At 66.4% G+C, this 15185-nt stretch carries 16 protein-coding genes; 8 read left to right on the forward strand and 8 right to left on the reverse strand.

The window, feature by feature from the left end; translation table 11 throughout:
• Positions 1-63: 63 nt before the first annotated feature.
• From EV665_RS18435 to EV665_RS18450, 4 genes are all read left to right on the forward strand, one after another.
• Positions 64-1254, forward strand: coding sequence for an extensin-like domain-containing protein (locus EV665_RS18435; RefSeq protein WP_133035308.1), 1191 nt, complete (start codon positions 64-66; stop codon positions 1252-1254).
• 365 nt (positions 1255-1619) lie between these two features.
• Entirely contained in the window at positions 1620-2441 is an 822-nt protein-coding gene (locus EV665_RS18440; protein ID WP_133035212.1) for a sulfite exporter TauE/SafE family protein, read from the forward strand.
• Positions 2442-2533: 92 nt separating this feature from the next.
• Entirely contained in the window at positions 2534-3460 is a 927-nt protein-coding gene (locus EV665_RS18445; RefSeq protein ID WP_133035213.1) for an ABC transporter ATP-binding protein, read from the forward strand.
• Positions 3457-4218, forward strand: a complete 762-nt coding sequence (locus EV665_RS18450) for an ABC transporter permease (RefSeq protein ID WP_133035214.1) — start codon at positions 3457-3459, stop codon at positions 4216-4218. The genes EV665_RS18445 and EV665_RS18450 overlap by 4 nt, the downstream gene beginning before the upstream one ends.
• Here EV665_RS18450 and EV665_RS18455 read toward each other — a convergent pair.
• Genes EV665_RS18455 through EV665_RS18465 form a run of 3 tightly spaced genes read right to left on the reverse strand, consistent with a single transcriptional unit; the run spans position 4215 to position 5952 of the window.
• Positions 4215-4913 carry a retropepsin-like aspartic protease family protein gene (locus EV665_RS18455; RefSeq protein ID WP_064330292.1) on the reverse strand — a complete coding sequence of 233 codons (699 nt, stop codon included), beginning with the start codon at positions 4911-4913 and terminating at the stop codon, positions 4215-4217. The two genes, EV665_RS18450 and EV665_RS18455, sit on opposite strands and share 4 nt — an antisense overlap.
• Complete coding sequence (locus EV665_RS18460) at positions 4910-5131, reverse strand: DUF1289 domain-containing protein (protein ID WP_064330291.1); 222 nt, start codon at positions 5129-5131, stop codon at positions 4910-4912. Before EV665_RS18460 ends, EV665_RS18455 begins: the two co-directional genes overlap by 4 nt.
• 38 nt (positions 5132-5169) lie before the next feature.
• Positions 5170-5952 (reverse strand): adenosylcobinamide-GDP ribazoletransferase, encoded by a 783-nt coding sequence (locus EV665_RS18465; protein WP_133035215.1) that lies wholly within the window; start codon positions 5950-5952, stop codon positions 5170-5172.
• Positions 5953-6376: 424 nt separating this feature from the next.
• On the opposite strand from EV665_RS18465, the gene cobT reads away from it, so the two are divergent.
• Positions 6377-7393, forward strand: a complete 1017-nt coding sequence (cobT, locus tag EV665_RS18470; RefSeq protein WP_064330289.1) for a nicotinate-nucleotide--dimethylbenzimidazole phosphoribosyltransferase — start codon at positions 6377-6379, stop codon at positions 7391-7393.
• Positions 7394-7493: 100 nt separating this feature from the next.
• Positions 7494-7871: a diacylglycerol kinase gene (locus EV665_RS18475; protein ID WP_133035216.1), complete on the forward strand. Its 378-nt coding sequence runs from the start codon at positions 7494-7496 to the stop codon at positions 7869-7871.
• A 142-nt stretch (positions 7872-8013) separates the two neighbouring features.
• Here EV665_RS18475 and EV665_RS18480 read toward each other — a convergent pair whose 3' ends face one another.
• On the reverse strand, positions 8014-8829 hold the full coding sequence (locus EV665_RS18480) for a class I SAM-dependent methyltransferase (RefSeq protein WP_133035217.1): 816 nt from the start codon (positions 8827-8829) through the stop codon (positions 8014-8016).
• A 129-nt stretch (positions 8830-8958) separates the two neighbouring features.
• Here EV665_RS18480 and EV665_RS18485 point away from each other — a divergent pair, with 129 nt between their 5' ends.
• Positions 8959-9687, forward strand: coding sequence for a DUF2270 domain-containing protein (locus EV665_RS18485; RefSeq protein ID WP_064330286.1), 729 nt, complete (start codon positions 8959-8961; stop codon positions 9685-9687).
• Between the two features lie 13 nt (positions 9688-9700).
• Here EV665_RS18485 and EV665_RS18490 read toward each other — a convergent pair whose 3' ends face one another.
• The 4 genes from EV665_RS18490 to EV665_RS18505 form a co-directional block, all read right to left on the reverse strand.
• Positions 9701-9967 carry an usg protein gene (locus tag EV665_RS18490; RefSeq protein ID WP_064330285.1) on the reverse strand — a complete coding sequence of 89 codons (267 nt, stop codon included), beginning with the start codon at positions 9965-9967 and terminating at the stop codon, positions 9701-9703.
• Between the two features lie 145 nt (positions 9968-10112).
• The gene (locus tag EV665_RS18495) at positions 10113-10943 is read right to left on the reverse strand and encodes an ABC transporter permease (RefSeq protein WP_133035218.1); all 831 of its coding nucleotides are present in this window, start codon (positions 10941-10943) and stop codon (positions 10113-10115) included.
• Positions 10940-11743: an ABC transporter permease gene (locus tag EV665_RS18500; protein WP_064330283.1), complete on the reverse strand. Its 804-nt coding sequence runs from the start codon at positions 11741-11743 to the stop codon at positions 10940-10942. The genes EV665_RS18495 and EV665_RS18500 overlap by 4 nt, the downstream gene beginning before the upstream one ends.
• 169 nt (positions 11744-11912) lie before the next feature.
• Positions 11913-12695, reverse strand: a complete 783-nt coding sequence (locus EV665_RS18505) for an ABC transporter substrate-binding protein (protein WP_064330282.1) — start codon at positions 12693-12695, stop codon at positions 11913-11915.
• 340 nt (positions 12696-13035) lie between these two features.
• Here EV665_RS18505 and EV665_RS18510 point away from each other — a divergent pair, with 340 nt between their 5' ends.
• Entirely contained in the window at positions 13036-15072 is a 2037-nt protein-coding gene (locus tag EV665_RS18510; RefSeq protein ID WP_133035219.1) for an OmpA family protein, read from the forward strand.
• Positions 15073-15185 lie beyond the last annotated feature (113 nt).

A 15185-nucleotide genomic window follows, 5' to 3' on the forward strand; every position in this document is an offset into this window, starting at 1 on the left:
CAACAATGTGCGCAACCGGGACCCCGCAGGGCGGGGGCAGGGCTGGCGGAAGTGACAATGGGTATCGCGTTTGTTTCTCGTCTGCGCCGGCCGCTCGGGCTGGTCCTCGTCCCGGCGATGCTGGCGGCCTGTTCCGGGGGCATGACCCCGCCCGACGACATCGTCGGCGCCATCCGGCCGTCGGCGGAGGTCTCGCAGCGTCCCGCCGCCGACATGGGCGATACGGGCGGGGATCTTGCGGACTATCCGGTCGAGGCCGACACGGCGATGGTCACGCCCGCCGAGAAGAAGCGCCTGCCGATGATCGACAGCGACGAGGCGATGGGCATCGCCCAGCCCGTCCAGGCCTCCGGTGTGCTGACCGTGCCGGAAGACGGCGTCAACATGGATGCGGGGCTCGGCGTCGGGCGCGTCGAGGGGCTGGCGGAGGCGCAGGCGGGCGAGATCGCGGAAGGCAACGCCACGCAGGTCGTCGTCGACGGCATCGGCTCGGACACGCCGCAGCAGATCGGCCAGCCGGCGACGATCCCGATGTCGGAGGCCGGCGTCGAGCTCGGCGAGGCGCCAGACGGCGACGGCTATCTCCAGGTGCCGGACAAGGCGACGACCCGCCGCCGGCAGACAAGCGAGGGCGAGCAGGTCGCTTTCCTGCCGCGCCTCAGCAACCCGATGCAGATGCCGGAAACCATGGGCGGCATGCCGGCCTCGGAAAAGGCCTGCCGGCAACGCCTGCTAAAGCTCGGCGTCACGTTCCGCGACGTGCCGCGCATTTCCCGCGGGCGCTCCTGCGGCATCGCCTGGCCGATCGAGCTGTCCGGCCTTTCCGGCGGCATCCAGATCAAGCCGGCCGCGCAGGTCAACTGCCAGATCACCGAGGCCTTCGCGCGCTGGGTGAAGAACGAGCTCGTTCCCTCCAGCCGCACGCGCTACCTCTCGGGCGTTTCGGCCATCCACCAGATGTCCTCCTATTCCTGCCGCACCATGAACTCGCAGCGCGGCGCCGCCATGTCGGAACACGCCAAGGGCAACGCCATCGACGTCGGCAAGATCGTGCTGAAGAACGGCAAGGCGATCGCCATCGAGAAGAAGGGTTTCTTCGCCTTCCGCGAGAAGGGCCTCCTGAAGTCGGTGCGCGGCGATAGCTGCAAGTATTTCTCCACCGTGCTCGGCCCCGGCAGCGACCGCTACCACAAGGACCATTTCCACTTCGACCTCAGGGCGCGCAAATCCGGCTACCGGCATTGCAGCCTGTAGCGACCTGATCCCGGGGCAAAAAAAGACCGGCGGGGCGCCGGTCGAAAAGGGGTGGCAGCGCGTAGGGTGCGGCTGCCTGGAACGTCACATTCCATCATCGGCGCCGGCGCGGACCGGCGAAGATGCCAGGCGTGCTTCCGCAAGGGAAGCGGGCGGATGGGGCCGCCGAAGGCTCCCTCAGGGTCCGGGAGCAAGGCCGCTGCGCGGGGCAGTGGGAACGTTGGGTGAGCGGGGTGCAGGTCGTTCCCGCCGGCCTTGCGGCAGACAATGGTTGAAATGGGTCACGGTTTGATGACAGTGCGCATTTCGCAAATGCGAAATTTCCGCGAGTCGCCGCCGCCCTGGCGGATCCCCAGGAGTATGCCATGCCGCCCCTCATCGATCTTGCCCTTTTTGCCCTCGCGCTTGCCGCGGCGGGTGTCGTGTCCGGCCTGCTCGCCGGCATCTTCGGCATCGGCGGCGGGGCGATCCTCGTGCCGGTCTTCTACCAGGTGTTCGGCTATCTCGACGTGCCGGAGGCGGTGCGCATGCACCTGTCCATCGGCACCTCCATCGCCATCATCGTGCCGACCTCGCTCCGCTCCTTCACCTCGCACCGGCTGCGCGGTGCGGTCGACACGGACCTCCTGAAGAGCTGGATCGTCGCGCTGCCTCTCGGCGCGATCCTCGCCTCGGTCATCGCGGCGGTAATCTCCAGCGTCGGCCTCCGCCTCGTCTTCGTCGCCATCGCGCTGCTGGTCGCGCTGCGCATGCTGTTCAACCGCGATACCTGGCGGGTCGGCAACGCATTGCCGACGGGCATCGGCAACCAGGTGGCGGGCGTCGTCATCGGCACGCTCTCCGGCCTGATGGGCATCGGCGGCGGGGTGCTGAACAACACCTACATGACCTCCTTCGGCCGGCCGATCCACCAGGCGGTGGCGACCTCCTCCGGCGTCGGCGTGCTGATCTCCATTCCCGGCATCGTCGGCTATATCTGGGCCGGCTGGGGCGAACCGGGCCTGCCGCCGTTCTCCACCGGCTTCATCAACTGGGTCGCCGTCGCGCTCATCGTGCCGATCGCGCTCGTCGTCACGCCCTGGGGCGTGCGGCTGGCGCATTCGATGAGCAAGCGGCAGCTCGAGATCGGCTTCGGCATCTTCCTCATCCTGGTCTCGCTGCGCTTTCTCGCCAGCATCTACGGCTGAGCGAGTTTTTTGCGCTCTCAGGGTGAAAATCGGCGAAGGGCACGCCATATAGGGTGTCCTTCCGCATGAAATCCCTCTCTCCGGACCCTCCCATGGCGCCCATCGTTTCCATTCGCAATCTCACCAAGAGCTACGCATCGGGGTTCCAGGCGCTCAAGGGCGTCGACCTCGACATCGAGGAGGGCGAGATCCTCGCGCTGCTCGGGCCGAACGGCGCCGGCAAGACGACGATGATATCGATCATCTGCGGCATCGTCACGCCGAGCGGCGGCACGGTCACGGTCGCCGGCAGCGACATCCTCACCGACTATCGCAAGACCCGCGCGATCATCGGCCTCGTGCCGCAGGAGCTGACGCTCGACGCCTTCGAGACGGTGTGGAACACGGTCGCCTTCTCGCGCGGCCTGCACGGCTGTTCGCCGAACCCGGCGCTGATCGAGCGCATCCTGCGCGACCTCTCGCTTTACGACAAGAAGGACACGATGCTGCGCCACCTCTCGGGCGGCATGCGGCGACGCGTGCTGATCGCCAAGGCGCTGTCCTATGAACCCAAGGTGCTGTTCCTCGACGAGCCGACGGCGGGCGTCGACGTTTCGCTGCGCAAGGACATGTGGCAGCTCGTCGAGCGCCTGCGCGCCTCCGGCGTCACCATCATCCTGACGACGCACTATATCGAGGAGGCCGAGGAGATCGCCGACCGCATCGGCGTCATCAACCACGGGCAGATCCTGCTGGTCGAGGACAAGAAGGCGCTGATGGCGAAGCTCGGGCGCAAGCAGATGACCGTGGAACTGGCCGAGCCGCTGACGGCCGTGCCCGACGCGCTGTCGTCCTACGGGGTGACGCTGGCCGAGGGCGGCGGACGGCTCGTCTACGAGTTCGATGCCGCCGGCGAGCGCACCGGCATATCCTCGCTCCTCTCCGCGCTGTCGCAGGCGGGACTTCGGGTCAGGGACATCTCCACCGAGCAGAGTTCGCTGGAAGACATTTTCGTGGAACTGGTGGGAGAGGGCCGATGAACATCGAGGCGATCAAGTCTATCTACGCATTCGAGATGGCGCGCACGCGCCGCACGCTGCTGCAGAGCATCGTGTCGCCCGTCATCACCACCTCGCTCTATTTCATCGTCTTCGGCGCGGCGATCGGCTCGCGCATGCAGGAGGTGCAGGGCGTCTCCTACGGCGCCTTCATCGCGCCCGGCCTCATCATGCTGACGCTGCTCAACCAGTGCATCGGCAACGGCTCCTTCGGCATCTACTTCCCGAAATTCACCGGCACGATCTACGAGATCCTCTCCTCGCCCATCTCGATGATCGAGATCGTCATCGGCTATGTCGGCGCGGCGGCGACCAAGGGGCTGATCGTCGGCACGATCATCCTCGTCACCGCCTCGCTCTTCGTCGACATCTCGATCAAGCATCCGTTCATGATGGTGCTGTTCTTTGTGCTGACGGCCGTCAGCTTCAGCCTGTTCGGCTTCATGATCGGCATCTGGGCGAAGGACTTCGAGCAGCTCAACCTCTTCCCGATGCTGATCATCCCGCCGCTCGTCTTCCTCGGCGGCAGCTTCTATTCGATCGACATGCTGCCGCCCTTCTGGCAGGCGGTGAGCCACTTCAACCCGGTGCTCTACCTCGTCTCCGGCTTCCGCTGGAGCTTCTACGAGATCGCCGACGTGAGCCCGGTCGTCAGCCTCGCGACGGTGCTCGGCTTCCTGGCGGTGTGCCTGACGATCACGGCCTGGATCTTCAAGACCGGCTACAAGCTGAAGAACTAGTCCTTCAGCCGCAATTCGTCGCGCGTGATCTCGATCGAGCCGAGCGTTTCGAGGAAGCTCATGCCGAGCAGGCTCTGCTCCAGCCGGCCGCGTTCGGTGACCATGCCGCGGATGGTACCGCGCAGGATGGGGCCGATGGCGACCTGGCGCAGCGTGACGGGGGCGGCGAGCGCCCGGCCGTTGGCGGTGGACACGTCGATGGAGAAGACGAGATTGTCCGGGTTGATACCGAGGCGCATGGCGTCCTCGTAGGAGAGCACGACGGAGCTTGCGCCGGTATCGACCAGCATGCGTAGCGGCGTGCCGTCGATCGTCACGTCGGCCTCGTAATGGCCGGAAACACCCTTGTGGATGACGAGGATCTGTTCGCCGCTGGCGCTGGTCGTCACCACGGCGCGGCCGGGGATGAGGCCGGCGGTAAGGCGGTTGCCGACTTCCTGCAGGTCGAAGCGGTAGAGGTAGCCGGTGGCGAGCAGGAGGATGATCACCAGCCAGATGCCGGCCTGGCGGATGCTTTCGCCCCATTGCCGCCGCCCGGCGAGGACCCCGGCCGCCATCATGGTGGCGATCGCCGACAGGGTGACGAGGCGGCCGAAGTCGTTGTTGTCCATGCCCATGGTGCGGCCGCTGTCGTGATTGAGGACCAGGGCGCCGAGGCCGACGGCGAGGATGCCGAGAAGGACGTAGAGCCTCATGCTTCGTCGCGCTCCCGGGCCATGCGGGCGCGGCGGGTCTCGCGCCGCGGCTTGCGCTCGACGGTGGCAAGGCGGGCCGGCAGCTCGGCCATGATGGCGCGGCGCTGATCGGACGAATAGAGCGTCCAGGCGCCGATTTCATCGCGCGTGCGGCCGCAGCCGAAGCAGTAGCCGGTCACCATGTCGATCGAACAGACGAGGATGCAGGGCGATTCCATCGCGGCTCCTGAAAATTGTCTTTTCCTATATCGGCAGCTCAGAGCGCCAAGGCAAGGGCGAAGAGCACTGACATTTCCGCGAGCTGCTGCGTGGCGCCGATCGTATCGCCCGTATGCCCGCCGATCTTGCCGAGGGCGAGGCGGTTGAAGGCGATGACGGCCGCGACGGCAAGGACGAGCGCCAGAACGAGGGCAAGCACGCTGCCGTGCGGCAGCAGGAGGGCGGCGGCGAGGAGGATGCCGCTTGCGAGTGCGACGATGGTTGCGCCGCCGTCCGGCTCGCCGACCGAGGCAGCGACGCCGCCCTGCCGGGCGGGCGGCAGCAGCGACCAGTGCCAGACCATGGCGGTGCGGCTGGCCGCGGCGACGGCGAGCAGCGCCATGCCGAGGCCGGACGGGCTGAGGGCGGCGGCAAGGGCGGCGATGGCCGCGGCGCGCAGCCCGAAGGAGAGAATCAGCGCGACGGCGCCATAGGAGCCGATGCGGCTGTCCTTCATGATGGCGAGCGCGCTCTCGCGGTCCCGCCCGCCGCCGATGCCGTCGGCGCTGTCGGAGAGCCCGTCCTCGTGCAGCGCGCCGGTGACGAGGACCTGCACGGCGAGCGTGGCGAAGGCGACGAGCAGCGGCGGCGCATGGAAGGCCGAGAGCAGGGCGGCAAGGGCCGCGGCGGGCAGCACGATCAGGACGCCGGCGAGCGGAAAGGCGCGCACGGCGCGCGACAGCCGCCCGTCATGGCCGATGAAATGACGCTGCGGCACCGGCACGCGCGAGAGGAAGGCGACCGAGCGGGCGGTGTCGTCGATATAGTCCTGAATGGCCAAGTGAGTCCCCGTTAATGGAAAAGAGGGTGCCGTGCGGGTGGATCCTCGGGTCAAGCCCGAGGATGACGGAGGAGGGGGAGCGGTCGGCGACAAAAGCGATGCCGCGACCGCTGCGAGGCTGCGTCGGGCGCTTGTGCGCTTTCTGACCGCTTACGGACCATCTGGACCGCGCTCACCCCTGCCGCCAGCCTTGCCCGTTCCTGCGCGTGCCTGCACAAGTCTCCGGGCCGTCCTGGCACTTCCCCACACTCCGTCATCCTCGGGCTTGACCCGAGGATCCACCCGCACGGCACGCCGCCAGACGTCCCATCCGCAAAACGCGCCGCCGGCCGCCGCAAATGCGGTTGTCGGATTCGCGCCCTGCCTCTATTAGGAGACACCAAACACCCGCCTTTGAAAGCCGAAACTTAAGGAATTCCCCAAGATGAGTGCCAGCGGCCTGCCGTTCGATGATTTTCGTGAATTGCTGCGCAACCTGCCCGGTCCCGATTCGGCCGCGCTGGTGGCGGCGCGCGAACGCGACAGGCAGCTCACCAAGCCGCCGGGCGCGCTCGGCCGGCTGGAGGAGATCGCCTTCTGGCTCGCCGCCTGGACCGGCCGTCCGCCGGCCGTGACGCGCCCGCTGGTCGCCATCTTCGCCGGCAACCACGGCGTCACAAAGCAGGGCATCACGCCCTATCCGTCCTCCGTCACCGCGCAGATGGTGGAGAATTTCGCGGCCGGGGGGGCGGCGATCAACCAGATCTGCGTGACGCACGATCTCGGCCTCAAGGTCTTCGACCTCGCGCTCGACTATCCGACCGCCGACATCACGGAAGAGGCGGCGCTCTCCGAGCGCGACTGCGCCGCCACCATGGCCTTCGGCATGGAGGCCGTCGCCGGCGGCACGGACCTCCTGTGCATCGGCGAGATGGGCATCGGCAACACGACGATCGCCGCGGCGATCAACCTGGCGCTCTATGGCGGCACGGCGGAGGAATGGGTCGGGCCCGGCACCGGTTCGGAAGGCGCGGTGCTGGAGCGCAAGGTGGCGGCGGTGAAGAAGGCCGTCGACTTGCACCGCGCGCATCTTTCCGACCCGCTCGAAGTGCTGCGCCGCCTCGGCGGCCGCGAGATCGCGGCGATGGCCGGCGCCATCCTCGCCGCGCGCATGCAGAAGATCCCCGTCATCCTCGACGGCTATGTGGCGACGGCGGCCGGCGCGATCCTGCGTGCGGCCAATCCGGCAGCGCTCGACCATTGCCTGATCGGCCATGTCTCGGCCGAGCCGGGGCACCTGAAGTCGATCGAGAAGCTCGGCAAGACGCCGCTGCTGGCGCTCGGCATGCGGCTCGGCGAGGGCACCGGCGCGGCGCTTGCCGCCGGCATCGTCAAGGCGGCGGCGGCCTGCCATTCGGGCATGGCGACCTTCGTTCAGGCGGGCGTCAGCAACCGGACGTAACAGGCGGCCGGCAAAAAGCCTCAATGGCAGGATTGAGACCTCGAAACACGCCCGTCACACGGGCGTGTTCCATGAGAGCGGCGACAACGGGATTGCGGGAATGGGCCAGGCACCAATCGAGAAGAAGACCGGCATCAGCCATCTGTTCGCGGCCGCGACCTATTCGGCGGCCGGCGCGCGGCGGCTGCTCGGCGAATCCGCCTTCCGCCACGAGCTGATCGCCTTCGGTGTCGCCATGGTGCTGTTCACCGTCGTCGGCGCCTCGTTTTTCCAGTATGTCGCCATGGCGATCCTCTTCCTGCTGATGATCGCCTTCGAGGCGCTCAACACGGCGATCGAGGAGATCGTCGACCGCGTCTCGCCGGAAATCTCGGAGATGGGCAAGCACTCCAAGGACCTCGGCTCCTTCGCCGTCTTCTGCCTGATCATCGCCAATGCCGTCTATGCCGGCTATGTGGTGGCGTCGAAGTTCATCTGAGCGGTTTCGGGCAGGCCAGCCCGCGTCTTTCGGCCACCAGCCTGCATGGCCGGGTTAAGGAGTGGTATGCGGCGCGCGGTGCGTCGCCTTCGCCGCAACCTCTCTCCTTTCGTCGTCCCCGGGCTGGCCCGAGTATCCAGCGTCAGCCGCGGTATTTCGCCAGCACGAGATGGCCGGGGATGGGTTCGCCTTCTTCGAGGCGCACGGTGATGTCGGTGATCTCGACGATGTCGAAGCCCGTTTCCTCGAGGCGCTGGCGGACATAGGCGGCAGCGTGGGCGAAGCGCTGGTGCGGGCCGACCATGAAGGGGCGGCCGGCGAAGGTCTCGTCGGGCAGGGTTTCGGAGGAGAAGATGAAATGGCCGCCGGGCACGAGGTTTTCGGCCGCGCCGAAGAACAGCGGTTCGAGCGCGCCGAGATAGGGCAGCACGTCCGTCGCGGTGATGAGGTCGAAGGGCTCCTCTTCGTTGTCGTCGAGGAAATCGACGGCCTCGGCGACGTAGAGCGTCTCGTAGAGATCCTTGTCATGGGCGATCTCGACCATGTTCTCCGAGAGGTCGATGCCGGTGATGTCCTCCGCCATGTCGCGCAGCGCGCCGCCGGTCAGCCCCGTGCCGCAGCCGAGGTCGAGCACGCGCTTGAACGGGCCCATCCCCAGCGCCTGGAAGCGCTGGCGCACGGTGAGCGGCACGCAATAGCCGAGCTGGTCGACGAGCACGTTGTCGAAGACCTCGGCATGCTGGTCGAAGAGGGTGGTGACATAGGCGTCGGGCGCCTTTTCCGGCGTGTCGCCGCGGCCCATCGCGGCAAGGCGCACGGCGGCGCCGCCATGGTCGTCCGGATCGAGCGCCAGAACCTCGGCATAGGCCTTGGCGGCGGCATCGAAATCGCCGGATTTTTCCAGCGAAAGGGCGCGGTTGTAGGCTTCCGCGAGCGCGTCTTCGTCGATCTTCTTCATGGGCGTGTCTTACGGCCCGGCCAGGGCTTTGGCAATGGCGCCCTTCGGGCGCAAATAGGCATTTATCAATTGCCGAAAGAGGCGCATGATCGTCTTCCCAAAACCAAAAAGACCATTGGGAGGAATGACATGCCCGCCGATACGCCCCCTTTCCCGCTCTCCACCGACACGAAACGGACCGGCAGTCCGGCACTGCCGGCAACGCCCGTGGAGACGATCAACACGATGGTGCACTACTATCGCGGCGAGCTCGGGCGCATGGCCGGCTGGCGCGACCGCATCGACCGCACCTCGAACTGGGCGATCACGGTGGTGGCGGCGCTGTTGTCCGTCTCGCTCTCCACGCCGACCTCGCATCACGGCGTGCTGCTCTTCGCGATATTGCTCGTCTCGCTGCTTCTGATGATCGAGGCGCGGCGCTACCGGTTCTTCGACGTCTACCGGGCGCGGGTGCGCCAGCTCGAGCGCTTCTATTTCGCCGAGATCCTCAATCCGCGCGCCACGCTGGACCGCGACTGGGCCGCGCCGATCGCCAAGAGCCTGCGCAAGCCGGAATTCCTGATCAGCTACCGGGATGCGGCCTGCCGGCGGCTGCGGCGCAACTACTGCTGGCTCTACCTCATCCTGCTGCTCGCCTGGGCGCTGAAGATCTCGTCCTCGATGATGCAGAGGCCGGCGACGGCGGGCAAGGACATGACGCTCGCCTTCGAGCACGTGGTCGCCAATGCGGCGCTCGGGCCGGTGCCCGGCGGCGTGGTGATCGCGCTCGTGCTGCTCTTCTATGCCGCCGTCCTCTATTTCTCGCTGAAGGTGGACATGTCCGACAGCGAGCTGTCGCACGGCTCGGTGCACGTCTGACCGTTGCGGTGCCTCAGTTGAGGATGAACTCGCCCTTCAGCGCCCGCCATTCCGTCGCCGAGATCAGCCGGCGGTGGACGTAGCGCACCGAGTGCAGCGGTCCGTCCAGCTTCTCCTGCCAGAACTTCAGGAAGCTCTTCATCTCCGGGAAGTCCGGGGCGAGATCATAGTGTTGCCAGATATAGGTCTGCAGGAGCTGGGGGTGATCCGGCATGCGGTAGAGGATCTGGGCCGTGGTCATGCCGTAGCCCTTGAGCTGCATTGCCATGTCGTTCGTCATAGGGACCTCATTGCGTGATGAATGATGGTCCCTATGATTGAGCGCCTGCAAGGTTAATGAAAAGTTTAATTTCGATCCGGAACGGGAATATTTCTGTGAAATCAGGTGCTTGGCAGCACGTTCATGCGAGTGCTGCCAAGGGATGTCAGCGCTTCAGGTGGCGCGTCAGGCGCAGTTCCAGCCAGGCCCAGAGGTTGCGCAGGAGCTCCACCATGAGGAGATAGAGCAGCGCGGCCCACAGATAGGCCTGGTAGTCGAAGGTGCGCGAGAAGGCGCGGCGGGTCTCGCCCATCAGGTCGAAGACCGTGACGATGGCGACGATGGCCGAGCCCTTGATCATCAGGATGATTTCGTTGCCATAGGGGCGCAGCGCGACGATGAGCGCCTGCGGCAGGATGACCTTGAAGAAGGCGACCTTCTTGGGCAGGCCGAGCGCGTCGGCGCCCTCGTGCTGGCCGCGCGGCACGCTCTCGATGGCGCCGCGCAGGATCTCTGCCTGGTAGGCGGCGGTGTTGAGCGTGAAGGTCAAGAGCGCGCAGTTCCAGGCGTCGCGGAAGAACCACCACAGGCCCCAGGCCTTCAACTCGGCGGAGAAGCTGCCGAGGCCGTAATAGACGAGAAAGAGCTGCGTCAGCAGCGGCGTGCCGCGGAAGAAGTAGACATAGCCGTAGGCGAGCCAGGAGAAGACCGGGTTCTTCGACATGCGCGCGAAGGCGAGCGGTAGCGAGATGAGGCCGCCGAGCACGACGGAGAGGCCGACGAGCAGCAGCGTCACGCCGAGGCCGGAGAGGTAGCTCGGTCCGTACCGGGTGAATTTTTCCGGATCCCAGCCGCCGACGATCATCAGGAAGACGCCGACGGTGAGCGCCAGCCACACGCCCATGAAGATGTTGCCGAAGAAGCGGCTGGCGGTGAAGGGCTTTGGCGGGGCTTCCGGCGGGGCCTGCGGCGGGATGAGGGTGGTGACGACGCTCATCGGGCGACCTCCGAACGTTTTGCCCAGCCTTCGATCGCGGAGAAGACCAGCGAGGAGAGGAAGGCGAGGACGAGGAAGAGCAGGCAGGCGATGGCGTAGAACTGGAAGGCTTCCTTCGTCACGCGCGCGGCGACGCCGGTCTGGCGCAGGATGTCCGGCAGGCCGATGACCGAGACGAGCGCGGTGTCCTTCAGGAGCGCCATCCACAGATTGCCGAGGCCGGGCAGGGCGACGCGGATGAGCTGCGGCAGCACGATGAGGCGCATGGTGCGGCCATGGTGCAGGCCGAGCGCATAGCCTGCCTCGTACTGGCCGCGCGGGATGGCCTTGAAGGCCGACAGCAGCACTTCCGAGCAATAGGCGGAGAAGACGACGCCGAGCGCGATCATGCCGGCGAAGAAGGCGTTGATCTCGACCGCGCCGCCATAGCCGAGCGCGGCCGCCAGGTTCTGCACCAGGATCTGCAGGCCGTAATAGACGATGAAGAGCGTCAGGAGCTCCGGCAGGCCGCGGAAGAGCGTCGTGTAGATATTGGCCGACAGCCGCAGCGACTTTTCTTCCGACTGCTTGGCCAGCGCGATGAAGAAGCCGGCGACGAGGCCGACGGGCAGGGTGGCGATGGCAAGGCTTGCCGTCACCAGGAAGCCGAAGGCGATCTCGTCGCCCCATCCGGCATTGCCGCAGGCGAGCAGCGTGCCGCCCGCAAAGAGATTGAAGATGCCGATCGGTCCGCAGAGGGGATCGATGATCCCGAGAATTGCGGATACCGCCTCGACGATGGCGGTGAAGAACCCGCTCATGCCAGAAGAACCCCCGATGCGCCTTGCGCTTCTTGTCCGGGCGCGTGATGCACCCGCCTTTTCTTATGTGCAAGTTCTCAAACAAAAGGAGCGGGAGAGCAAGCCCTCCCGCCCGTGCATTCTCGTGATGGGGTCAGAAAAAACCCGCATGACACGGACGTGCCGCGGATCAGTCGCCGTAGACGTCGAAGGGGAAGTACTTGGCGTTGATTTCCTGGTACTTGCCGCTGGCACGGATCGCCGCGATCGCCGCGGTGAACTTGTCGGCCAGCTCCGTTTCGCCCTTGCGCACCGCGATGCCGGCGCCTTCGCCGTTGATGACCGGGTCGACCGGCAGCGTGCCGAGCAGCTTGCAGCAGGCACCGTCATCGGACTTCAGCCATTCGGAGAGCACCACCACGTCGTCGACGACGGCGTCGATGCGGCCGTTGGCGATGTCGAGCTTGTACTCGTCGGCTGTCGGATACAGCTTGACCTCGGCATCCTTCATATGCGCTTCGGCATAGTTGGAGTGGGTCGTCGAGCCCTGCGCGCCGAGCGTCTTGCCGGCGAGGGCCTCCGGGGTGGCTTCCGTGATCTCGCTATCCTTCGGCACGACGATGGCCGGCGGCGTGTTGTAGTACTTCTTGGAGAAGTCGACCTTCTCCTTGCGCTCGGCGGTGATCGACATGGAGGCGATGATCGCGTCGAACTTCTTGGCGATGAGCGCCGGAATGATGCCGTCCCAGTCCTGCGTGACGAAGGTGCACTCGGCCTTCATTTCCTCGCACAGCGCCTTGGCGATGTCGATGTCGAAGCCGGTCAGCGTGCCGTCGGATTCGAGGTTGTTGAAGGGCGGGTAGGCGCCTTCCGTGCCGATCACGATCTTCTCGCCTTCAGCCATCGCGGAAGACGCGAAGAGGGCGATGACCGCAGCCGAGGCTGCGAGCGTGAAACGTTTGGAAATACGCATGTTGATCCTCTCTGTTGAAGGCGCTCGGGTTTTTCTTGTTGTCCGGGCCTTGAAGTGAAGCGGGCAAGGGTTGCCCGCTTGGCGCGATAATCGACCGGTTTTCGCCCAAAAATCAACTGGATTCGCGCCGTCTTTCCGCCCGGTTTCCCCGACAATTTCATGCGCCCCCTCTGGCCGGGCGGCGGGCGCGGCCTATCTCGCGTCTCACCAGGCGTCGTTCAGGCGGGGTTAAGGCGGCGAATGCCAGGCCTTGGAAGGATTGTGACGGGCACGTCAACGGCCGGAAGAGCCGGGCGGCCCTTCTCTTGAGAACAAGACGGGACACCGTGAGGACAAAACGATGACTTTCCGCTCCAGACTTTTTGCAACCGTGGCGCTCCCGGTCCTGTCGACCGCGCTGATCGCGACGCCGGCGCTGGCCGATGCCCTGATGAAGCCGTTCGAGGTTGCCCAGGAAAGCACCGGCGAGAGCCAGCCGAGCGAGGAGGAGCTGCTGCTCCAGCAGCAACAGCAGCAGGACGAGGCTGAGCGCGCCGCCGAGGAAGAAAAGCAGCGCCTAGCCGAGGAACAGAAGGCCGCCGCGGAGGCGGAACGCGCCGCCGCCGAGGAGAAGGCAGCGGAAGAGGAGGCCCAGCGCGCGGCGGCGGAGGAGCAGAAGGCGGCTGAAGAAGCCGAGAGGGCTGCAGCCGAGGAGAAGGCTGCCGAAGACGAGGCGCAGCGCGCTGCCGCGGAAGAAGAGCAGCGCCAGGCCGAAGAGCAGCAGGCTGCCGAAGAGGCGGAGAAGGCCGCGGCCGAGCAGAGGGCGGCCGAGGAAGAAGCGCAGCGCGCCGCCGCCGAGGCAGAGCAGCAGCGGCAGGCCGCCGAGGAGCAGAACGCACAGGAGGAGCAGACGCCGGCCGAAGAGCAGCAGGCCGAGCAGCCTGCGCAGCAGCCGGATGGCGGCGCTTCGCAAACGACGGCGGGCGAGCAGCCGGCCGCGGACGAAGATGAACAGCCGGCAATTGTCGAAACGCCGGCCGAAACCGGCACGGACCAGCCTGCCACGGCCGAGACCGGCGAGACGCCGGCGGCCGAGCCGGTGCCCGACATCGTCGACACGATGAGCGAGGAAGAAAAGCAGGAGATCGCCGAGGACCCGGCCAGGACGGACGAGACGGTCGTGCTGCCGGTCGAGAACGGGGCCGCCGTGCTCGACAGCGACAAGGACGCCGACAATGCCGGCGGCCAGACCAGCCGCGAGGACCGCCGTAGGAAGCGCGAGGAACTGCGCGCGCAGGAAGAGGAGGTGCCGGTTCCCGACACCGACGACGCGGCCCAGGCGACGATCTCCGAAGAGGTGCGCGAGGCCGTGCCCGGCAGGATCGAGGCCGCGATCAGGGAAGAGGGCCAGCGCGTGGACGCGGCGCCTGACTTCGCGGTGCCGGAGACGACCAACATCATCAACAACACCGTGATCAACAACACGGTCATCAACAACAACACCGTCAACAGCACGACGATCGACAACAGCACCACCAAGGTGAACATCGTCGAGCGCTTCGAGAACCGCACGGTGCTGGAGGTCGGCGACCGGCTGATCGTGCGCGGCGACGACCGTCCGCGCCTGCGCCGTGATTCGGAAGAGGTCTATTACGACAACCTCGCCCGCGGCCGCGTGCGCGAGACGATCGTGCGGCCCGGCGGCGTCCGGATCGTGACGATCTACAACCGCTACGGCGACATCATCCAGCGTTCGCGCGTCGGCCGCGACGGGCGGGAATACATCCTCGTCTATGCGCCGGAGCTGGAGGACGATTCGCCGCGCCCGGGCCTCGTCGATATCGGCTATGAACTGCCGCCGATGCGCCTGCGCATCCCCGTCAGCGACTACATCATCGACACGTCGAGCAATCCGGACCGGGATTACTACGACTTCCTCGCCGAGCCGCCGGTCGAGCGCGTCGAGCGGGTCTATACGATCGACGAGGTGAAGCATTCGGCGCGCCTGCGCGACAAGGTGCGCCGCATCGACCTCGACACGATCACCTTCGCCACCGGCAGCGCCGACGTGCCGATGTCGCAGGCCCGCACGCTGCGCTCCGTCGCCGAGGCCATGCAGAAGGTTCTGGACAGGGATCCGGGCGAGACCTTCCTGATCGAGGGGCATACGGATGCCGTGGGATCCGACACGTCCAACCTCGTCCTCTCGGACGAGCGGGCCGAATCGGTCGCCAGCCTCCTGACGGACGTCTACGGCATTCCGCCGGAAAACCTGCAGACCCAGGGCTATGGCGAGCGCTTCCTGAAGGTGAAGACGCAGATCGCCGAGCAGCAGAACCGCCGCGTCACCATCCGCCGCGTCACCACGCTGGTGCGTCCCATGGCGCGGGCGAACTGATCGCATCTTGATGCGTTTACGACGGGGCCGCCGGCAAGCTGCCGGCGGCCCCTGTGCATTCAGCGCGGATTCATCTGCCATGGATTAGCGTCTTGCGTACAAACACAAATTCG

Origin of the sequence: Shinella granuli, assembly GCF_004341885.1 — a bacterium.
Classification (GTDB): domain Bacteria; phylum Pseudomonadota; class Alphaproteobacteria; order Rhizobiales; family Rhizobiaceae; genus Shinella; species Shinella granuli.

Bases quoted from the DNA above. Each gene is read 5' to 3' on its own strand.
- EV665_RS18440 (WP_133035212.1), top strand. From the start codon at position 1,620: ATGCCGCCCCTCATCGATCTTGCCCTTTTTGCCCTCGCGCTTGCCGCG.
- EV665_RS18445 (WP_133035213.1), top strand. From the start codon at position 2,534: ATGGCGCCCATCGTTTCCATTCGCAATCTCACCAAGAGCTACGCATCG.
- EV665_RS18450 (WP_133035214.1), top strand. From the start codon at position 3,457: ATGAACATCGAGGCGATCAAGTCTATCTACGCATTCGAGATGGCGCGC.
- EV665_RS18455 (WP_064330292.1), bottom strand. From the start codon at position 4,913: ATGAGGCTCTACGTCCTTCTCGGCATCCTCGCCGTCGGCCTCGGCGCC.
- EV665_RS18460 (WP_064330291.1), bottom strand. From the start codon at position 5,131: ATGGAATCGCCCTGCATCCTCGTCTGTTCGATCGACATGGTGACCGGC.
- cobT (WP_064330289.1), top strand. From the start codon at position 6,377: ATGAGTGCCAGCGGCCTGCCGTTCGATGATTTTCGTGAATTGCTGCGC.
- EV665_RS18475 (WP_133035216.1), top strand. From the start codon at position 7,494: ATGGGCCAGGCACCAATCGAGAAGAAGACCGGCATCAGCCATCTGTTC.
- EV665_RS18480 (WP_133035217.1), bottom strand. From the start codon at position 8,829: ATGAAGAAGATCGACGAAGACGCGCTCGCGGAAGCCTACAACCGCGCC.
- EV665_RS18485 (WP_064330286.1), top strand. From the start codon at position 8,959: ATGCCCGCCGATACGCCCCCTTTCCCGCTCTCCACCGACACGAAACGG.
- EV665_RS18490 (WP_064330285.1), bottom strand. From the start codon at position 9,967: ATGACGAACGACATGGCAATGCAGCTCAAGGGCTACGGCATGACCACG.
- EV665_RS18495 (WP_133035218.1), bottom strand. From the start codon at position 10,943: ATGAGCGTCGTCACCACCCTCATCCCGCCGCAGGCCCCGCCGGAAGCC.
- EV665_RS18500 (WP_064330283.1), bottom strand. From the start codon at position 11,743: ATGAGCGGGTTCTTCACCGCCATCGTCGAGGCGGTATCCGCAATTCTC.
- EV665_RS18505 (WP_064330282.1), bottom strand. From the start codon at position 12,695: ATGCGTATTTCCAAACGTTTCACGCTCGCAGCCTCGGCTGCGGTCATC.
- EV665_RS18510 (WP_133035219.1), top strand. From the start codon at position 13,036: ATGACTTTCCGCTCCAGACTTTTTGCAACCGTGGCGCTCCCGGTCCTG.